The organism is Nocardia sp. NPDC052112 (assembly GCF_040680135.1).
In the GTDB taxonomy this organism is placed as follows: domain Bacteria; phylum Actinomycetota; class Actinomycetes; order Mycobacteriales; family Mycobacteriaceae; genus Nocardia.
Map to the genome: position 1 here is coordinate 281,502 of NZ_JBFAWD010000006.1, position 17,611 is coordinate 299,112.

Below are 17,611 nucleotides of genomic sequence, written 5' to 3' on the forward strand. Positions count from 1 at the left end.
CACATCCCGCTGAGCGGGACCGGATTTGACATCGCAACTGATGTCCGGTGCGCCTGAATCGAATGCGGTGGCGAGCCCGATGGACTCGCCACCGCGATCACAGGCCGGCGAAGCGGCCGATGGCGACCAGGACGGCGATGATCAGGATTGTCGTGGTGATCGCGATATTGCGGGGTTCGCGCAGGCGGATGTGCGAGCTGATCGCGCCGATCATCACCACGGCGAATCCGACCGCCGCCAGCGGGGTGAGTACCGGCGCGATTCCGGTCCACCACGGGACGATAATGCCGACGGCGCCGAGCAATTCGGCGTAGGCGGTCATGCGCACGATCGGCGTCGGGTATACCGCGACACCGGTTTGGCCCAGCTCGACCAACTTCTCCCTGGATTGCGTGGATTTCGCGATCCCGGATGCGGTGAACACGGCGGCGAGCACGATTTGCCCGATCCAGAGTGCGGTATTCATGGTTCCTCCCTCGGTTGGGTTCAGCTGCCCATGAGACAAATCCGGTCGCGCGAACGTGACAGTTCCGGCCGAATAGGCGTCGTCATCGGCCAACCCCGCGCAGTGGCTACGACGGCGACCGTCGGCGGCGTATGTTGTGTGTATCCCGGGGTTACTCACAAGTAGGAGGCACCGATGCCCGCGCCGAATGCCGAAGTCTTCGAGCGCCTGAGTGCGCTCGCCGCGATCGCCGATCCGGACGCCCGTGTGCGCAAAACGATCGCCGAGACATTCACCGGCAACCCGCTCGGCAGCGTGCCGATCGGCACCGCCGATGATGTGGCGGCCGCATTCGACAAGGCCAGGGCGGCGCAGGCCCGCTGGGCCGTGCGCTCGGCCAAGGATCGTGCCGCAGTACTCGAGCGATACCGCGAATTGGTCATCGAACAGCGCGAATTCCTGATGGACGTGATCCAGGCCGAAACCGGCAAGGCGCGCTGGGCCGCCCAGGAGGAGATCATGGGGCTGATGTTCGCGGCCCGCTATTTCGCCAGGGTCGCGCCCGATCTGCTCGACGCGCGCCGCGTGCCCGGCGCCTTCCCGGTGCTCAATCGGGCGGCGGTGCGCCACCAGCCCAAGGGCGTCGTCGGGGTGGTCGCACCGTGGAACTATCCGATGCTGCTCTCCATCGGCGATTCGATCCCGGCGCTGCTCGCGGGCAATGCGGTGATCGTCAAACCGGACAGCCAGACCCCGTTCTCCGCACTGGCCAGCGCCGAACTGCTGTACCAGGCCGGATTGCCGCGGGACCTGCTCGCGGTCGTTCCCGGACCGGGCACCGTGGTCGGTACCGCCATCGTGGACAACTGCGACTACCTGATGTTCACCGGATCCTCCGCGACCGGGCGCACCCTTGCCGAACAGTGCGGACGCAGATTGATCGGCTTCTCCGCCGAACTCGGCGGCAAGAACCCGATGATCGTCACCCGCGGCGCGAAACTGGACAAGGCCGCCAAAGCCGCGGTGCGCGCCTGTTTCTCCAATGCGGGTCAGCTGTGCATCTCGATCGAACGGCTGTATGTGGAGAAGGCGGTCGCCGCGGAGTTCACCGAAAAATTCGTGGCCGCCCTCGAGGCCGCGAAACTCGGTGCGGCCTATGACTATTCGGCCGATATCGGTAGCCTCATCTCCGAGGCCCAGCTGGAGACCGTTTCCAAACATGTCGCCGACGCGACCTCCAAGGGCGCTCAGGTGCTCGCGGGCGGTCAGGCGCGCCCGGATCTGGGACCGCTGTTCTTCGAACCCACCGTGCTCGCCGATGTCACCGATGAGATGGAATGCGGTCGCAACGAAACCTTCGGGCCGCTGGTCTCCATCTACCCGGTCGAGACTGTCGAGGAGGCGATCGACCTGGCCAATGACACCGAATACGGTCTGAACGCGAGTGTTTGGGCGCAGAGCAAGGACGCGGGGGAGCGCATCGCCGAGCGTCTGCACGCGGGCACCGTCTGTGTCGACGAGGGGTATGCCCCGGCCTGGGGCACCACCGCGGCGCCGATGGGCGGTATGGGCATCTCCGGTGTCGGGCGCAGGCACGGCCCGGACGGTCTGTTGAAGTTCACCGAACCGCAGACCGTTGTGGTCACACGATTTATGAATCTCGATGCGCCGCGGGTGATTTCGCAGGACAAGTGGCAGCGGCTGCTGATGACGCTCGCCCGCGGCTTCCGTTTCCTGCCCGGCCGGTAGCCGCCGGGCCCCGCCGTCCCGGTCTGCAGCGGGACGGCGGGGCTTCGCGGTGTCGGCTCAGGGCTGCGGACCTCCGTGGCCGATCACCCGTTCGTCGCCCGCGGACGCACCGGCGCGGGCGTGAATCAGGTACTGGGCGACTGCCGGCGCGGCAGTCAACTCATCCGATCGGCTCCCGTCCGCGGTGGCGGTCCCGCCGCCAACACCGCCGTCTCCTCATCGGTCAGCAGTCGCGATCTGATGATGAACCGCACGCCCTCGGGCGCCTCCAGCGAGAACCCGCTGCCGCGCCCGTTCGCCACGTCGACGGTGAGATGGTTGTGTTTCCACAGTTCGAATTGATCGCCGCTGATCCAGAATTCGGTATGCCACGGCAGCCGACCCAGCAGCACATCCGCGCCGCCGACCCGGAATTCGCGCACCCCGAAGCACATCGGTGAACTGCCGTCGCAGTAGCCGCCGGATTGGTGGAACAGCACCGGTCCGTGCTGTTCTATCAACCGGCGCAAGACTTCTCGCGCCCGGTCGGTGATGGCGACCCGGGCTACTCTGCCATGCATCAGAAGAATCCGAGTTTTGTCGGTGAATAGCTGACCAGCAGATTCTTGGTCTGTTGGTAGTGTTCGAGCGTCATTTTGTGGTTTTCCCGGCCGATGCCGGACTTCTTGTATCCGCCGAAGGCGGCGTGTGCGGGGTAGGCGTGGAAACAGTTGGTCCAAACCCGCCCGGCCTTGATCGCTCGGCCTATCCGGTACGCGGTGGTGATATCCCTGGTCCACACTCCGGCGCCGAGGCCGTAGAGGGTGTCGTTGGCGATCATGGTCGCCTCTTCGACGGTGTCGAACCTGGTCACCGCCACCACCGGGCCGAAGATCTCCTCCTGGAAGATCCGCATCGTATTGGTGCCCTCGAAAATCGTCGGCTGGATATAGTAGCCACCCGGCAGTCCGTCCACCTTGCGTGCTTCTCCTCCGGTGAGTACGCGGGCGCCTTCCCGCCTGCCGATATCGATATAGGACAGAATCTTTTCGAATTGGTCGTTACTGGCCTGGGCTCCGATCATGGTCGTGTCGTCGAGCGGATTACCGCCCCTGATGGCTCTGGTCCGCTCGATACAGCGGGCCAGGAATTCGTCGTAGATCGATGAATGGATCAGTGCGCGCGAGGGACACGTGCACACCTCGCCCTGGTTGAGCGCGAACATCACGAAGCCCTCGACGGCCTTGTCGAGGAATTCGTCGTCGGCGGCCATGACGTCGGGCAGGAAGATATTGGGGCTCTTACCGCCCAACTCCAGGCTGACCGGGATGATGTTCTCGCTCGCGTACTGCATGATGAGCCGTCCGGTGGTGGTCTCACCGGTGAAGGCGACCTTGGCCACCCGCGGACTCGCCGCCAGCGGCTTACCCGCTTCGACGCCGAAACCGTTGACCACGTTGAGAACTCCGGGCGGCAGCAGATCCGCGATCAGCTCGATCACCAGCAGAATCGATGCCGGGGTCTGCTCGGCGGGTTTGAGCACTACACAGTTGCCCGCCGCCAGGGCCGGGGCCAGCTTCCATGCCGCCATCAGGATCGGGAAGTTCCACGGAATGATCTGACCGACCACGCCGAGCGGTTCGTGAAAATGGTAGGCGATGGTATCGACATCGATTTCGGCGATGCTGCCCTCTTGGGCGCGGATGGCTCCGGCGAAATAGCGGAAGTGATCGACCGCCAAAGGCAGATCGGCGGCGAGGGTTTCGCGAACCGGTTTGCCATTGTCCCAGGTTTCGGCGATGGCGAGGGGTTCGAGGCTGTGCTCGATCCGGTCGGCGATCTTGTTGAGGATATGGGCGCGCTCGGCCGGCGAGGTGGCGGCCCATTTCTCGGCGGCCCTGTGTGCGGCTTCGAGTGCCATATCGATATCGGCGGCGGCGGAGCGCGCCACCGAGCAGAAGGTTTCGCCGTCGACCGGTGAGGGGTTCTCGAAATATCTGCCCTCGATGGGAGCCGCCCAGTCACCATCGATGAAGTTGTCGTAGCGGCTGGCGTAGGTGACGATGCCGGTGGCGGACCCTGGTTTGGCGTAGATCATAGGTGGGCGCTCCTCGCGAATCTTCCCTGTCGGGCCACTATGTCCCGAGAAGGTTGGTGCGAGGTTGGTGCGGGTGTGACAGGGGAGACTCAGGAGCGCAGCGCGGTGTGCAAGCGGGCGACGACCACGGCCCGGCGCACATCGTCGGCGGGCAGCAAGCCCAGCGCGTGCTCGTGCACCTCGATATCCCCGGGGGAACGCTCACTGAAGGCCACGGCGTGATCGGCGCGGTCGCTGGCCAGTACCGCGGTGCGCACACCGACATCGAGATGGTTGCGCCACTGCAGCACACCCGGAGTGTCCGAACCGGGCAGCAGCGGGCCGCGGTAGAGCCAGACCGCCGAGCTGGTATCGCCGGCCTGGACGGCGGCGAGCAGATCGACCGCATCACAGGAGACCGGACCGGTGAGCATGTAGCGGCGGTTGCTGATCTCACCACCGGTGGTGCGCCGCAGATGTGAGACATCAGCCTTGAGCGTGCTGGAGGACACCGGACGGTCGCCATAGACCGCGGCCTGCAGTTGTTTCGGGGTGAACCCGTCGGGTTCCAGAGCGAGCAGCGCCAGGATTTCCAGGTGACGCGGCGGCAATGGCACCGGTCTGCCGTCGCGGACCAGCCGTGCGCCGCCCAGACATTCGAGCCGCACACCCCGTGCCGGTGTCGGTGCGGCCGCCCGCAACATCGTCTCGACGGCGGTGACCAGCGCGCGGACCGAGGTCATCACCATCGGATGCGAGCGGTCCCAGGAACTGGACAGATCGAGCACACCGAGCTGGCGGCCGTCGGGAGCGTGGATCGGCGCGGAATAGCAGACCCAGCTGTGTAGCGCGGCGACCAGATGTTCGGCGGAGAATACGGTGCTCGGGCGGTCGTGGTGCAGGGCGAGCGATAATCCGTTGGTGCCCATATGGCTTTCGTCCCAGCAGCCGCCCGGCGCGAAGTTCACCGCCTCGGCCTTGCGGCGCAGCGCGCGATCGCCGCAGGACCAGAGGACGGTGCCCGCGGCATCGGTGACCACCGCGAGATAGCCGGAGTCCTCGGAAATGCTGCGCAGATCACCGGCCAGTTCGGTAATCGGCTGGCGCAGTGGGGATTCGGTCCACCGATCGCGGACATCATCCAGGCCGGGCGCCTCGGTACGACTCGGATCGACGGTCGTCAGCGAGCGCTGCCAGGATTGGATGACCTCGGTGCGTAGTGCGGTCGAGCCCGCGGGTATGCGGAAGGCGTCGCCGGGAGCCGTCGCCCAACGGGCCCATTCTTTTTCCAGTGCGGCCCGTCGTTGGGTGAGGGTGTGGAACTGTGCCACCTCGCCAACCCCATCGTTAGAGTGTGAACTCACATTCGCTATCTCATGATGGCGTACGCATACGGGTTCAGTCGAGAGTGCTACGCCATACCGACCGTTCCCCATTGAAGTTTCGAATGTGGTTCGAACGAGGTCTACGCTGCTGATATGGCGCGGGTTTCGCGACGAGCCGAGGTGGCCGACGTGCACGAACTGGCCACCGGCATGCCATTTGTCAACCGGGTGGACGGACCGCACGGCAATGCGGTTTACCAGGTCGGCGGCAAATCCTTCGTCTTCTTCCGCAATCCGCGTCCCGACGCATTCGACCCGGACACCGGTGAGCGCTATGCCGATGTGATCGTGATCTGGGTGCCCTCGGAGTCGGACAAATTGGCGCTGGTGCAGGATCCGGATTCACCATTCTTCACCACACCGCATTTCGACGGGCATTTGTCGGTCCTGGTGCGCGGCAGCCGCATCGGCGAACTCGGCAAGCGGGAGTTGGCCGAGGTCATCCAGGACGCCTGGCTCAGCCGCGCCTCGCGCAAACGTGCGGCGGACTGGCTGGCCGCGCACAACGTCGCGGACTGAGCCGCTGTGGTGTGTCCGGCGCTCAGCGCAGCAGTTCGATGACCGCGCCCATCGGCTCCATGCTGCTCTCGAGCACGGTGACATAGCTGAATCCGAACCGCTCCCGGCGCTCTTCCAACTGCCGCGCCATCTCCTTCGGCGTCCCGATCAGCAATGCGGGCAACTCCTCCGGCCGGTCGGCGACATCGGTGGGCAGATGCGGACCGTACAGTTCCAGTGCGGCCGAACGTTCCTGCGGCGGAACTACGCGCTGCAGCAGGATATTCAGCTCGACCTCCTCGGCCCGTGCCCCGAGTAACTCCCGCAGGTATGCCATCCGCGCATCGGTGCCGGCGGGCCCGACGAACTGCAGCGGTCCACCGTTGTACGCCGGGGCGGCAGCGGGCAGCGCGACGGTATCGGCATATTCGGCGGCGACCCGCAGCAGCCGATCGCCCCAGCCGGCAATGACGAGTGGCGGGCCCGCGGGTTGCGCGGGACGCGGCTGATGCTCCGGATCAGCGAACAACCGCCGCAAGGTGGCGGCGGTTGTCGCCAACTGTTCGACCCGTTTGCCCGCGCTCTCGAAAGTGATTCCGGCTGTTTCGAATTCTTCTCGGACATATCCGGCTCCGAGCCCCAACTCGACTCGTCCATCGGTGAGCAGATCGGCCGTGGCGGCCTCGCGGGCCAAGAGTGTCGCGTTGTAGAACGGCGTATTCAAAACGAGGGTGGTCAGCCGGACCTGTTCGGTCGCCTCGGCCGCGAGAATCATGGCCGGAAACGGTGCGGGCAACCCCAGGTGATCGGCGACACCGACCACGTCGTAGCCGAGTTCCTCGGCCCTGCGGCACTTTCGTTTCCACTCCGCCCGTGAAGGAGGAGCGAGCAGGGTGACACCGAATCGGAACTTGCTTCGCGCAGCCGCCACCCCTCCTTGTCTACCAGCGTGCGCCCAACCGTCGATCAGCAGGGTGTGAGCGCCAGACCCAGCCAAACCATTCCGGCCAAGGTTGCTGCCGCCGCCAGTACCGGACCCGGTCGCCGCAGCCTGGCCGAACCGACGATCCGCCGCACCGCATTGCGCCGTTGCGGCGCACCGGATTTCGTTTCCGATGTTCGTCTGCCCAGCCAACGTCGCACCAACCCGATAGTGCCGATGATGAGTGTCGCGATCAGCACGCCGGGCCCCTAGGCGTGCACGGCGGTCCGACGCGGCGGTGCACCGGCCGTCCGTGGCACGATGGCGAACTCGATCAAACTCTGCGCGGTATCCAGCACGGTCTCTCGCACCGGCCGCATCGACCATCCGAGCTCCCGTTGCGCCTTTTCGGAGCTGAGCAGCTCGGTACGGCCCAACATCGGCAAGGTCAATCGAATCCCTTTGTCGAACAGGGCAATCGCCCGCACCACGACATCGGGGATCACCCGAGTCGGCACGCGGAAGCCACGCGGTCCGAATTCCTCGGCCAGCATCCGCCCCATCTCCGCCATCCAGACATGTTCGCCCGCGCAGATATACCGATTCCCGACCGCTGCGGGAGCCTCCAGCGCGAGCCGATGCGCCACCGCCAGATCACGCACATCCACCACTGCCCATCCCACCCGCGGTGACCCCGGCGCATCCCGGGCGAGCAGTCGGCGCACCGGTTCGTGCGAGGTGCTCGTTGCCGCGTATTGCAACGGTCCCAACACCATTCCAGGATTCACGACCACCAGCTCGAGGTTCGAATCCGCCGCGAAATCCCACGCCGCCCGCTCGGCCAGCGTCTTGCTCTTCTGATAGGCCGCGCTGCGTTCGATCACCGACCAGTCGGCCTCGGTGCGCACCGCATCCGTCTCGTGGCCGTAGGTCACCGCGGCGATCGATGAGGTCAGTACCACCCGCTGAACACCGGCGTCGGCGCCTGCCCGCAACACCCGCAATGTCCCGTCGACCGCGGTATCGATCAGTTCCCGTTCGTCGTCCGGTGGTGTCGCCGGAAACGGTGACGCCACGTGCAGTACGGATGCGCAGCCCGAAACGGCCGCCGCCCACCCCGCATCGTCGTTCAGATCCGCCGCGGCGAACTCCAACTCGCCGCCGAGCCGATCCGCGAGTGCCACCAGATGTGCGCGTTTATCCGCATTTCCGAGATCGCGAACCGTGCCGCGCACGGCGTATCCGTGCTCGAGCAGTTCCGCGATGACGTGCCCGGCGACGAATCCTGTTGCACCGGTGACGAGTACCCGTGAACTCATATGCTTACCCGCTTCCGAGGAGGGAACGCGGCCAACCCATCTGAGCGCCGCTCAGATAATCTAAGCACTGCATAGTTAGGCTGTCCAGCGGGTGTCGAATACGCTCGATTGGTGACGCGGACCAGTTACCACCACGGCGCGCTGCGCGACACGCTCCTCGCCGCCTGCCTGCGGCTGATCGAAACCGAGGGCCTCGGCGCGGTGAGCCTGCGGCGGGTGGCCCGTGAGGCGGGTGTGAGCACCGGCGCGCCATACCACCATTTCGCTGATCGCTCGGCCCTGCTCGCCGCCCTGTCGACCCAGGGTTTCCGGCAACTCGGCAGCGATTTGGCCGCCGCGCGCGCCGCTGCCGACACACCACTGCGGGCATTGACCGCGTTGGCCCAGACCTATGTGCGGTTCTCCCAGGAAAATCCTGGCTACTTCCGCCTCATGTTCCGCCCGGAACTTTCACAACCCGATAAGCATCCGGATGCGGGCGCGGCGGGCGATGCGGCCTTCGATGTCCTCGCCGACACCATCGCCGATGCCGTCGCCGCCGGATTGCTGCCCGCCGATAAGGCTGACACGCTGGCCGTCATGTGGTGGAGTCTGGCGCACGGCATGGCCGCGCTGTGGCTGGACGGTCAGCTCGAAAAGCGCAGCATCCAACTCGGAACCACCGCGCCGAAGCTGGTCGAGGACATCATGCGGACCTTCACCACACTCGTCGGCCCCGGCGCGTGATACCCGGGTGGGCACACTCGGCACTAGAGTGAAGCCGAAAGTTTGCTGTCCGATGCACCCATACTCTTCGAGAGGGGATGTTCCGATGACACAGCCGCTCGATCCCACGGTCCAGGAATTCGTCGCCGCGCTCAACGACAACGATCAGGACCGCTTCTACGCCATCCTCACCGAGGATGCGACCATGTCCGATGACGGTGTGGAACGCAATCTCACCCTGTGGACCGACTCCGAAATCTTCGGCAGCAATGGGCGCATGAATGTCGAAACCGTGGGCGACGGTGGTACCGAACTGGTTGCCGACTACACGAATACTCGCTGGGGTTCGATGCGTACCGCCTGGCGCTTCACCGTGCGCAACGGCAAAATCAGTCGATTCGAGACCGGCCAGGCTTGACAGCGTGGCTGAATACCCTGATGGGTATTGCAGGCACCGTTGAAGGCGTTGATCAGGCTGAATCCGGACCACGGCACCGAATGGCCGGGATCGGATTTCCGCTGGGTTGGCGCGGTCTTCACGAAGTCAAGCGGCTTGTTGAACGCGAACCGGGCCGCACCGGCGTGCGTGCGAGCACGGCTTGCTGCTCGACGGTGGGGCCGAGACAGTACCGGAAGGTGGTGTGGCGGCTCATCACCGGCGAGTGTGACACGGGGCACCGACAACAACGATCACCCCGCGATCGGGGTAGCCCCCAGTTCCCAGGTGGGCTCTGAGTACTCTCGAGTTCGTGTTCGTCACACCCCATTACGGTACGAACTCCCTGGCTGATCTGTTTCCCTCCCTCCTCGCCGGGTTCGGTGTGCCCGGCGAGGTCGACCGGCTCGGTCTCGAGCTCGTGGCCGACCGGATCTGTGTGCTGCTGGTCGATGGTCTCGGCGCGGAGGCACTCGCCGCGAATTCCGCTGCGGCGCCGTTCCTGTCGGCACTGGCGCAGCGCACGCTGACGGCGGGTTTCCCGAGCACGACCACCGTCAGTCTGAGCTCACTCGGCGTCGGTGTGCCGCCCGGCGAACACGGGTTCACCGGATATCTCATGCACGTACCCGGCTACGACCGACTGGTGAACGCGCTGACCTGGCGGCTACACGGCGCGGGACCGAAGATCGACCTGCTGCACGAGCTGGTGCCGGAGCGATTCCAGCCCACCGCCACGGTTTTCGAGCGGGCCGCCGCCAGCGGAATCGCCGTGACGCAGGTGGCGCCGCGGCTCCAGGCAGGGTCTGGGCTGACGCGGGCCGTGCTGCGCGGCTGCCAATTCCGCCCCTATGTTTCGGTCGGCGATTTCGTCGACGGCGTCGCCACCGCATTGCGCGCGGGCCCACGCTCGTTGGTCTACGCCTACCACGGCAACCTCGACACGACCGGTCACGTGCGCGGAACCTCCTCCGAGGCTTGGCTTTTGGAACTCGCGCACGTCGACCAGCTGGCCGCGACCATCGCCGAACGTCTACCACCCGATGCCGCGCTCATCGTGACCGCCGACCACGGCATGGTGGAGCTCGCCGACCGCGTCGACTACGACAGGACCGAGGTATTGCGCGAGGGCGTACGCCTACTCGGCGGCGAGCCGCGCGCCCGCCACATCTTCACCGTCGACGGCGCGACCGACGATGTGTCGGCGATCTGGCAGGAATACTTGGGCGTCGATTTCGATGTCATTCCCCGTGCCGAGGCGATCGATCGCGGCTGGTTCGGCCCCACCGTGGCACCGCATATCGCCGAGCGCATCGGCGATCTCGTAGTCGCGGCCCGTGGTCTACGCGGTGTCGTGCGCACCGGCGCCGAACCGCTGGAATCGATGCTGATCGGGCATCATGGTTCTCTCACGTCGGCGGAGATGAATGTGCCGCTGCGTTTGTTCCGCTCGTAACCGTGCCGTTGTCCAAAGTCTAGGAGCTGTCTCCAGGATTCGGTTTGGTTGTCGGGCAAGTTTGTCGGTGGGTGGTGAGATGCCGCGGTCGTGGTGCGGCACACCTGCTTACAGTTTTGTCTCGACCCGACCGTCGAGCAGGCCAACGCGCTCGCCCGGCACGCGGGCGCAGCGCGGGTGGCCTACAACCAATGCTTGGCCGCAGTGAAATCCGCACTGACCGTTCGAGTATGGGTGAAACCGTCCCGGATGACGCGGAAACCGACACCCACACCACATCCAAGATGCTGGGTTAGGACACCCGAGAAGGGTGGTGTCACCCAAAATTTAGATTGGAAGACACGCTGTAGGCTGTTACGCGTCGTCGGGCATGGTCGTCCGTCGAAGCGCCAGGAGGATCTCTATGAACGTCACGCTCTTACGGACCGGACTCGGGGTCGCGGCGGTCGCGGCACTGCTGGCCGGTTGCAGCGATATCGAGCGTGCGCTCAACCAGGGTGGCGACACGACCTGCCGCGACTATGTCAAACAGGATCAGGACACCAAGCGCACCACGATCACCAAATTCATCAAGCAGCAGACCAATAACGATCACGAGCCCGCGGGCACGGCGGTCGATGCCACGATGATTCAGGTGGACCTGCTGTGCGGTGCGCAGGTCAATCAGGACACCCCGATCAAAAAGGCCGATGTCGCAGGCATCTTCCTGAATAAGTAGTCCGATGCGCGGCAGGGACCCGACCGGTTCGGAACGGATGACCCCAGCCGGATACGCAGAACGGTCCCCAGTTGAAGCTTGGATTCTGGGGGCCGCTCTGCTGTCACTGCCTATGTCCGGTCGAACTCGCCGTCGTTCAAGCCAGCGGTGAAAGCGTCCCACTCGCCGGGCGTGAAGACCAGCGCCGGACCGGTCGGGTTCTTCGAATCCCGCATGCCGACGTGCCCGCTGTCGAGGAACGCCACCTCAACGCAATCTTTTCCGGCTTCGCTGCGTCGAGACTTGAACCACTGCGCACCGGTCAGGTCAACGTCCACTCTCAAAGCTCCTTGCTATATCTCTCAGTCGAATTCGACTTGGGGCGGCATCCAGCGTCGCCCGCGACACAGTGCGGAACGCACGTCGAAACCGCTGCACGTCCTCGCGCTTTTCAAGATACGCATCCCCTGTGAAGCTCTCCGCATATACCACTGAAGGCTCCACCGGCCTGCCAGCCGAATCCGTCGGAAAGGTCAACACGGTAAACGGCGCGATAACGCGGCCGGTGGGGAAACCCGCGTGAAACGGCAACAGACGGATCTCGATGTTGTCGCGGGAGCTCATGTCCGCGATGTGCCGCAATTGATCGGCCATCACAGCAGATCCGCCGACCACGGTCCGCGCGACATTTTCATGCAGCACGGCCACAAGCCCGGTCGGGTGCCGCGCCCGTGTGATCAAGTGCTGCCGCTTTGTCCGCAACGCCGCGAGCCGGTCCAGATCATCATCCGGAATTCGAGGATGGGTCGCTTGGTTCATCGCGCGCGCATACTCGTTGGTTTGGAGTAGACCTGGTATCACAAGCGGCTGAAAGATCGCCAACACGGCTGCTGCGGCCTCCAGTTCGAGGTAGGTGTCGAACTTCGTTGCCAGCACATCACTGTAGGCACGCAACCAGGATTGGACCGGGGCCTGCTTGGCAAGATCCTTCCAGGCGACTAGATCCTCGTTATCGACTCCGTACAGCTCCGCTAGCGCATCAAGGTCACGCGGCCGGACCTTTGCCGTCTTGCCGTTCTCGAGACGGCTCAATGTCGCTTTGCCCCAGTCCATCAGGCGCGCCGATGATTCCAAGCTCAGGCCCACCGCTGTCCGTGCGTCGCGTAGCAGTCGGCCCAACTGCCGTCGTGGCAGGGTGCTACCGGTGTCTTCGGGATCGTCGTCAACGGTTGTCGCGATCAGCGTTCCATCCCCCTGTTTCGTTCGACCACATGGGTTTGTTCCGAACCGGAAGGATCATAGGTGCGGAACTGGCCCGCTCTCAGGTGATTCGCGGAGATATATACAGTTCGACGATTGGGCGCCGCCCATCATCGGCCCTTGACACACGCTTGCGTCATGTCCACGCCGAAACGCGATCTTCCACAACGACACCCGTTCACCGGGCCACCGGCCGCGTACAGCGGCGCGCCGCCCGATCTGGTCGAGCGGGTCGCGCTCGCGGTCCGTGAGTGGGCAGGCCCGCCGATAGCTCCCTCCGTGCGCCGTTTGCTCGCCGACTTCCACCAGGACACCCACCAGAAACTCGACCGCGCTCCCATCGACAGCCGTCCGATATTCGAGGGGGCGGACGGCTCGCTGGTGCCGGTCGACGAGGACGGATGGATTTCCGATTCGGACGATGTCGACAGGGCCGATGCAATCACCTTCCAGCCCAACGATGTTCGCGACATCGAGGAATCGTGAGCCCGAAACCGCAAGAACCCAAGGGCGTTTCGCCTCGCCCCGGCGAACCGGATCTGCACCTCAGCGTGTTCCTGCACGGCGTGCGCTTCGATTACGTCGCCTGCCTGACCGCCGCGCTGATATTCACGCGCGAGCACCGGATGCAGCATTACGCCGATGCGGTCACCCTCGACCTCGGCGACACCGGTCGCTATCCGCGCCTGCCGTGCGAACGCCTGTTCCTCGGCTGATGACACGAGACCCGCGGATGGCGAAATCCAAGACCGTCAACGGAATCCGTCGAGCCGTTCGACTTTCCCGGCAATAGTCGAAGAATGCGCTGGTCAAGGCTGAATCACAGCCATATGCGAAAACTGCATTAATGTGATCTATATCACATTCCGCCGGGCATTTTGTCGGTGTCGCATGGCATGGTTGGCGGCATGCCTTTTGCCGATTCCGTCGTCGCCACGGATGTCATCCGCGTACTCGGTGCCAGTGAGCACAATCTGCGCAATGTGTCGTTGGAGATCCCCAAGAACAAGATCACCGTCTTTACCGGCGTCTCCGGGTCGGGCAAATCGTCGATCGTCTTCGACACGATTGCCGTGGAATCACAGCGTCAGCTGTACGCGACATTTCCCGCGTTCATTCTCAACTTCCTGCCGCGTTACGAGCGGCCGCACGCCGAAGCGATCGAGAATCTGACGGCCCCGGTCATCATCGACCAGCAGCCCGTCGGCGGTGGGCCGCGCTCGACCGTGGGCACGATGACCGATATCTACTCCATGGTGCGCGCCATGTTCGCCCGATTCGGTTCGCCCTCGGCGGGATTCGTCTACAACTACTCGTTCAATGTGCCGCAGGGCATGTGCCCGGACTGCGACGGACTCGGTGTCACGGTGCGGGCCGATCCGGATCGGCTGCTCGACCGGACCAAATCACTCAACGAGGGTGCGATCCTGCTGCCCGGCTATGCGGTCGGCAGCGGGGAGTGGCAGATGTACGGCAAGTCAGGACGATTCGATCCGGATAAGAAGCTGGCCGATTACACCGACGAAGAGTTCACCGATCTGCTCTACGGCACCGGCGGCAAGGTGGAACTGACCTTCAGCAAGGGCACCTGGAAGGCGAATTACGAAGGGCTGGCGGCCAAATTCACCCGCACCCGATTGCAACGCGATACCTCGACGCTCAGCGAGAAGACGCGCGAACAGATGCAGAAGTTCCTCACCGAGGGCGTCTGCCCGTCCTGCGACGGCGCCCGGCTCAATGCCGCGGCGCTGGCCACGAAGATCGGCGACCGCAATATTGCCGACTGGTCCGGTCTGCAGATCACCGATCTGATGGCGGTGCTCGACGAGATCACCGATCCGGCCGCGCTCGGGCTGGCCGCCGCCATCCGGACCGCGCTGGGGCGAGTAACCGATATCGGGCTCGGATATCTGAGCCTGGATCGCCCGACCGCCACACTATCCGGCGGTGAGGGGCAGCGGCTCAAGATGATCAAACACTTGTCCAGCACATTGATCGGGATGACCTATATCTTCGACGAGCCGAGCGTCGGGCTGCATCCGCGCGATGTCGGGCGGTTGAACAATCTGCTGAAGGCGTTGCGGGACAAGGGCAATACGGTGCTCGTGGTCGAGCACGATCCCGATGTCATCCAGATCGCCGACCATATTGTCGATGTCGGGCCGCGGGCCGGTCTGCACGGCGGACAGGTGGTGTTCGAAGGCAGCTTCGCGGACCTGCGTACCGCGGATACGCCGACCGGCGCTGGATTGCGCAGGCCGTTCACCGTCAAACAGACATTCCGAAAGTCCAACGGCGAGTTGCTGATCGAGCATGCGAGCGTGCACAACCTCAAGGATGTGACGGTAGCGATCCCGACCGGCATTCTGACCTCGATCACCGGGGTCGCCGGATCCGGAAAGAGCAGCCTCATCCGGGATGTGTTCGTGCGCAAGCATCCCGACGCTATCTTTGTCGACCAGTCGGCGATCGCCGCCTCGTCCCGCTCGACTCCGGCAACCTACTTGGGACTGATGGACCCGATCAGGAAGCTGTTCGCGAAGGCGACGGGCGAGTCGCCCGGCCTGTTCAGTTTCAACTCGACCGGTGCCTGTAAACAGTGCGAGGGCCGCGGCGTGATCATTACCGAGATCGCCTATATGGACCCGGTGACCACCCACTGCGATGCGTGCGACGGGCGTCGGTTCTCCGACGAGGTGCTGGCATTGACGTTGCGTGGCAGGTCGATTGCCGATGTGCTGGAGCTGTCGGCCGAGGAGGCACTGAACTTCTTCACCGAGAAGGCACTCGCCACGAAATTGCGCACCATGAACGAGGTCGGCCTCGACTACCTGAGCCTCGGTCAGGCGATGAGCACCCTTTCCGGTGGTGAGCGCCAACGTATCAAACTGGCTACCCAACTCCAGAACACCGGCACCACCTACGTTCTCGACGAACCGACCACCGGTCTGCACATGTCGGATGTGGATACGCTGCTCGCCCTGATGGACGGCTTGGTCGACCGCGGCAACACGGTTGTGGTCATCGAACACAATCTCGATGTGGTAGCCCATTCCGACTGGGTCATCGACCTCGGCCCCGACGGCGGAAAAGACGGCGGCGAAATCGTCTTCACCGGCACCCCCGCCGAGTTGCTGAGACACCCGACATCACTGACAGGTGAATACCTGCGAAAGTACAAGGGCGCCTGAGCGAGCGAGCGCGACCGAGGGCGGCGGGGGCAACCGATGCCGGTGAGCAGGGTCCAGGTGCCGCACCCGATCACGCCTTGCTCATCGAGGGGGTGTGGGCGCGAAGGTGCTGCTGCGGTGTTTGTGCTGTGGGAGAGGGCTGCCGGCACGGCTGGGACCGCGGAAGATCCTCCAGTGCAGGCGATCCCACCGCGAGACGTATCCCGTGGGAATGTGCGCGGTGGGATCTACCAAATGGTGAGGACGGGCAGGTGGGGAAACTCGCGCAGCGAGGCCCCGACAGCGCTCCGCGACCCGTCAGGGCTCGAGATCGACGACGCCTTTGCCGCTCTGGATGTCGAGCGGCACCGAGACCTGGTCGTGCGCGATCAACCAGGTGCCGTTGATCTTGCGCATTCCGTAGGTGACCCGTACCCACATGCCGCTCGTTGCCGCCCCGTTCTTCAGCGTGCCGCTCAGACGAGCAAAGGCGTGCCCGAATGCCACGTCATCGCCGACGGTGAACGTCAGGTCGCGAACCTCATAGGTCACGCTCTCGAAGAACAGGTACACCTTCGCCCAGTTCTCGAGTTTCGCCGCTATCCCGACATGCTGGAGCGGCGGCTCGACGTCGAAGGACACGACGTCGGTCGTGTAGAGCTGCTTCAGGGCCTCGAGATCCTTGGCGCGCAGTGCCTCGATCACCTTGTCGATGTGCCGGCGAAGCTCGGCCTCGTCCGACTCGATGCCGCCGGCGCGTGACTGAAGATCGTTGGGAATGGTCATGATCGGCTCCCTAGGAATTGATGAGAGTGGTTTCGGCGCCGACCCGCAGCGGCGCGAGCGCGGCGCTCCAGGCGATGAGCTGATCCAGCGTCTTGTGCAGTGCGGCGACATGGTGATCGCGCGGTATGAAGGTGGTGTGGTTCTCGAAATCGGTGAGCAGCGAGATCGCGACCTGATAGCCGACGTCGGCCATCCCCAGCGTGCTGCAGACCGTCCGCAGCTGCACTACGGCGCGGGCGCCGCCGCCCGCTCCATAGGAGACGAATCCGACCGCTTTGTCGGTCCACTCCCCGAACAGATGGTCGATGGCGTTCTTCAGTACTCCAGGGGCGCCGCCGTTGTATTCCGGGGTCACCATCACGAAGCCGTCGAACGGGGCGATCCGCTCGGCCCAGGCGCGGGTGTGTTCATGCACCGAGGGGCCGAACATCGGCGGCACTGGCTCGTCCAGATGCGGTAGCGGGTGGTCGCGCAGATCGATCAGTTCGAATTCGGCGTCGCCGCGCTGCGATGCCGAATCCAGCACCCATTGGGCGATCTGCGGGCCGTTTCGGTTGGGCCGGGTGCTGCCGAGGATGATGCCGATTCTGGTCATGTCCGGAACTCCTGCTTTGCTGAACGTGTGACGACCTTCCGACGACACAGCCGTCGGAAATGTCAGGCCGCCTCACAACTCGGGTCCCTGATTCGTCGGTATCGGTGAGGGACGCACAGACCAAGGGAGCCG

The 17,611-nt window shown here is 64.5% G+C and carries 20 protein-coding genes and 1 pseudogene; 11 read left to right on the forward strand and 10 right to left on the reverse strand.

Translation table 11 applies throughout. The features are described 5' to 3' along the window. Positions 1–97: 97 nt before the first annotated feature. Entirely contained in the window at positions 98–466 is a 369-nt protein-coding gene (locus tag AB0L58_RS13960; protein WP_364386276.1) for a DoxX family protein, read from the reverse strand. A gap of 174 nt (positions 467–640) precedes the next feature. Here AB0L58_RS13960 and AB0L58_RS13965 point away from each other — a divergent pair, with 174 nt between their 5' ends. Then, a complete protein-coding gene (locus AB0L58_RS13965; protein ID WP_364386278.1) occupies positions 641–2,194 on the forward strand; it encodes a succinic semialdehyde dehydrogenase in 1,554 nt (517 codons plus the stop codon). A 155-nt stretch (positions 2,195–2,349) separates the two neighbouring features. On the opposite strand, the gene AB0L58_RS13970 is transcribed toward AB0L58_RS13965, so the two are convergent. The 3 genes from AB0L58_RS13970 to AB0L58_RS13980 form a co-directional block, all read right to left on the reverse strand. Next, entirely contained in the window at positions 2,350–2,754 is a 405-nt protein-coding gene (locus AB0L58_RS13970; protein ID WP_364386280.1) for a DUF779 domain-containing protein, read from the reverse strand. Continuing rightward, positions 2,754–4,271, reverse strand: coding sequence for an aldehyde dehydrogenase family protein (locus AB0L58_RS13975; protein ID WP_364386282.1), 1,518 nt, complete (start codon positions 4,269–4,271; stop codon positions 2,754–2,756). The genes AB0L58_RS13970 and AB0L58_RS13975 overlap by 1 nt, the downstream gene beginning before the upstream one ends. A gap of 89 nt (positions 4,272–4,360) precedes the next feature. Next, positions 4,361–5,614: a transcriptional regulator gene (locus tag AB0L58_RS13980; protein ID WP_364386284.1), complete on the reverse strand. Its 1,254-nt coding sequence runs from the start codon at positions 5,612–5,614 to the stop codon at positions 4,361–4,363. A 114-nt stretch (positions 5,615–5,728) separates the two neighbouring features. Here AB0L58_RS13980 and AB0L58_RS13985 point away from each other — a divergent pair, with 114 nt between their 5' ends. Further along, positions 5,729–6,154, forward strand: coding sequence for a hypothetical protein (locus tag AB0L58_RS13985; RefSeq protein WP_364386286.1), 426 nt, complete (start codon positions 5,729–5,731; stop codon positions 6,152–6,154). Between the two features lie 22 nt (positions 6,155–6,176). Here the strand turns inward: AB0L58_RS13985 and AB0L58_RS13990 are convergent, their stop codons facing one another. Next, entirely contained in the window at positions 6,177–7,064 is an 888-nt protein-coding gene (locus AB0L58_RS13990) for a TIGR03621 family F420-dependent LLM class oxidoreductase (RefSeq protein WP_364386288.1), read from the reverse strand. Between the two features lie 18 nt (positions 7,065–7,082). Between AB0L58_RS13990 and AB0L58_RS13995 the strand changes: the two genes are divergently transcribed. Continuing rightward, positions 7,083–7,328: a hypothetical protein gene (locus AB0L58_RS13995; protein ID WP_364386290.1), complete on the forward strand. Its 246-nt coding sequence runs from the start codon at positions 7,083–7,085 to the stop codon at positions 7,326–7,328. Here the strand turns inward: AB0L58_RS13995 and AB0L58_RS14000 are convergent. Continuing rightward, a complete protein-coding gene (locus tag AB0L58_RS14000; protein ID WP_364386292.1) occupies positions 7,325–8,374 on the reverse strand; it encodes an NAD-dependent epimerase/dehydratase family protein in 1,050 nt (349 codons plus the stop codon). The two genes, AB0L58_RS13995 and AB0L58_RS14000, sit on opposite strands and share 4 nt — an antisense overlap. Positions 8,375–8,485: 111 nt before the next feature. Between AB0L58_RS14000 and AB0L58_RS14005 the strand changes: the two genes are divergently transcribed. From AB0L58_RS14005 to AB0L58_RS14025, 5 genes and pseudogenes are all read left to right on the forward strand, one after another. Then, positions 8,486–9,100 carry a TetR/AcrR family transcriptional regulator gene (locus AB0L58_RS14005; RefSeq protein ID WP_364386294.1) on the forward strand — a complete coding sequence of 205 codons (615 nt, stop codon included), beginning with the start codon at positions 8,486–8,488 and terminating at the stop codon, positions 9,098–9,100. A gap of 85 nt (positions 9,101–9,185) precedes the next feature. After that, on the forward strand, positions 9,186–9,497 hold the full coding sequence (locus tag AB0L58_RS14010; RefSeq protein WP_364386296.1) for a nuclear transport factor 2 family protein: 312 nt from the start codon (positions 9,186–9,188) through the stop codon (positions 9,495–9,497). Between the two features lie 331 nt (positions 9,498–9,828). Further along, positions 9,829–10,971 (forward strand): alkaline phosphatase family protein, encoded by a 1,143-nt coding sequence (locus tag AB0L58_RS14015; RefSeq protein ID WP_364386298.1) that lies wholly within the window; start codon positions 9,829–9,831, stop codon positions 10,969–10,971. A 90-nt stretch (positions 10,972–11,061) separates the two neighbouring features. Next, positions 11,062–11,184: pseudogene (locus AB0L58_RS14020) on the forward strand (helix-turn-helix domain-containing protein); the annotation flags it as partial. Between the two features lie 190 nt (positions 11,185–11,374). Further along, on the forward strand, positions 11,375–11,689 hold the full coding sequence (locus tag AB0L58_RS14025; protein WP_364386300.1) for a hypothetical protein: 315 nt from the start codon (positions 11,375–11,377) through the stop codon (positions 11,687–11,689). 110 nt (positions 11,690–11,799) lie between these two features. Here AB0L58_RS14025 and AB0L58_RS14030 read toward each other — a convergent pair whose 3' ends face one another. Next, a complete protein-coding gene (locus tag AB0L58_RS14030) occupies positions 11,800–12,006 on the reverse strand; it encodes a DUF397 domain-containing protein (RefSeq protein ID WP_364386302.1) in 207 nt (68 codons plus the stop codon). Beyond that, positions 11,996–12,847, reverse strand: a complete 852-nt coding sequence (locus tag AB0L58_RS14035) for a helix-turn-helix transcriptional regulator (RefSeq protein ID WP_364386304.1) — start codon at positions 12,845–12,847, stop codon at positions 11,996–11,998. The genes AB0L58_RS14030 and AB0L58_RS14035 overlap by 11 nt, the downstream gene beginning before the upstream one ends. 219 nt (positions 12,848–13,066) lie before the next feature. Between AB0L58_RS14035 and AB0L58_RS14040 the strand changes: the two genes are divergently transcribed. From AB0L58_RS14040 to AB0L58_RS14050, 3 genes are all read left to right on the forward strand, one after another. Then, entirely contained in the window at positions 13,067–13,414 is a 348-nt protein-coding gene (locus AB0L58_RS14040; protein WP_364386306.1) for a hypothetical protein, read from the forward strand. Further along, complete coding sequence (locus AB0L58_RS14045; RefSeq protein WP_364386308.1) at positions 13,411–13,644, forward strand: hypothetical protein; 234 nt, start codon at positions 13,411–13,413, stop codon at positions 13,642–13,644. Before AB0L58_RS14040 ends, AB0L58_RS14045 begins: the two co-directional genes overlap by 4 nt. A 192-nt stretch (positions 13,645–13,836) precedes the next feature. After that, positions 13,837–16,119, forward strand: coding sequence for an excinuclease ABC subunit UvrA (locus AB0L58_RS14050; RefSeq protein ID WP_364386310.1), 2,283 nt, complete (start codon positions 13,837–13,839; stop codon positions 16,117–16,119). Between the two features lie 297 nt (positions 16,120–16,416). Here the strand turns inward: AB0L58_RS14050 and AB0L58_RS14055 are convergent, their stop codons facing one another. Continuing rightward, the gene (locus AB0L58_RS14055) at positions 16,417–16,884 is read right to left on the reverse strand and encodes a nuclear transport factor 2 family protein (RefSeq protein ID WP_364386312.1); all 468 of its coding nucleotides are present in this window, start codon (positions 16,882–16,884) and stop codon (positions 16,417–16,419) included. A gap of 10 nt (positions 16,885–16,894) precedes the next feature. Next, a complete protein-coding gene (locus tag AB0L58_RS14060) occupies positions 16,895–17,479 on the reverse strand; it encodes an NAD(P)H-dependent oxidoreductase (protein ID WP_364386315.1) in 585 nt (194 codons plus the stop codon). Between the last annotated feature and the right edge of the window lie 132 nt (positions 17,480–17,611).

Bases quoted from the DNA above. Each gene is read 5' to 3' on its own strand.
- AB0L58_RS14040 (WP_364386306.1), top strand. From the start codon at position 13,067: ATGTCCACGCCGAAACGCGATCTTCCACAACGACACCCGTTCACCGGG.
- AB0L58_RS14010 (WP_364386296.1), top strand. From the start codon at position 9,186: ATGACACAGCCGCTCGATCCCACGGTCCAGGAATTCGTCGCCGCGCTC.
- AB0L58_RS14055 (WP_364386312.1), bottom strand. From the start codon at position 16,884: ATGACCATTCCCAACGATCTTCAGTCACGCGCCGGCGGCATCGAGTCG.
- AB0L58_RS13975 (WP_364386282.1), bottom strand. From the start codon at position 4,271: ATGATCTACGCCAAACCAGGGTCCGCCACCGGCATCGTCACCTACGCC.
- AB0L58_RS14025 (WP_364386300.1), top strand. From the start codon at position 11,375: ATGAACGTCACGCTCTTACGGACCGGACTCGGGGTCGCGGCGGTCGCG.
- AB0L58_RS13985 (WP_364386286.1), top strand. From the start codon at position 5,729: ATGGCGCGGGTTTCGCGACGAGCCGAGGTGGCCGACGTGCACGAACTG.
- AB0L58_RS13970 (WP_364386280.1), bottom strand. From the start codon at position 2,754: ATGCATGGCAGAGTAGCCCGGGTCGCCATCACCGACCGGGCGCGAGAA.
- AB0L58_RS13960 (WP_364386276.1), bottom strand. From the start codon at position 466: ATGAATACCGCACTCTGGATCGGGCAAATCGTGCTCGCCGCCGTGTTC.
- AB0L58_RS13965 (WP_364386278.1), top strand. From the start codon at position 641: ATGCCCGCGCCGAATGCCGAAGTCTTCGAGCGCCTGAGTGCGCTCGCC.
- AB0L58_RS14060 (WP_364386315.1), bottom strand. From the start codon at position 17,479: ATGACCAGAATCGGCATCATCCTCGGCAGCACCCGGCCCAACCGAAAC.
- AB0L58_RS14000 (WP_364386292.1), bottom strand. From the start codon at position 8,374: ATGAGTTCACGGGTACTCGTCACCGGTGCAACAGGATTCGTCGCCGGG.
- AB0L58_RS14050 (WP_364386310.1), top strand. From the start codon at position 13,837: ATGCCTTTTGCCGATTCCGTCGTCGCCACGGATGTCATCCGCGTACTC.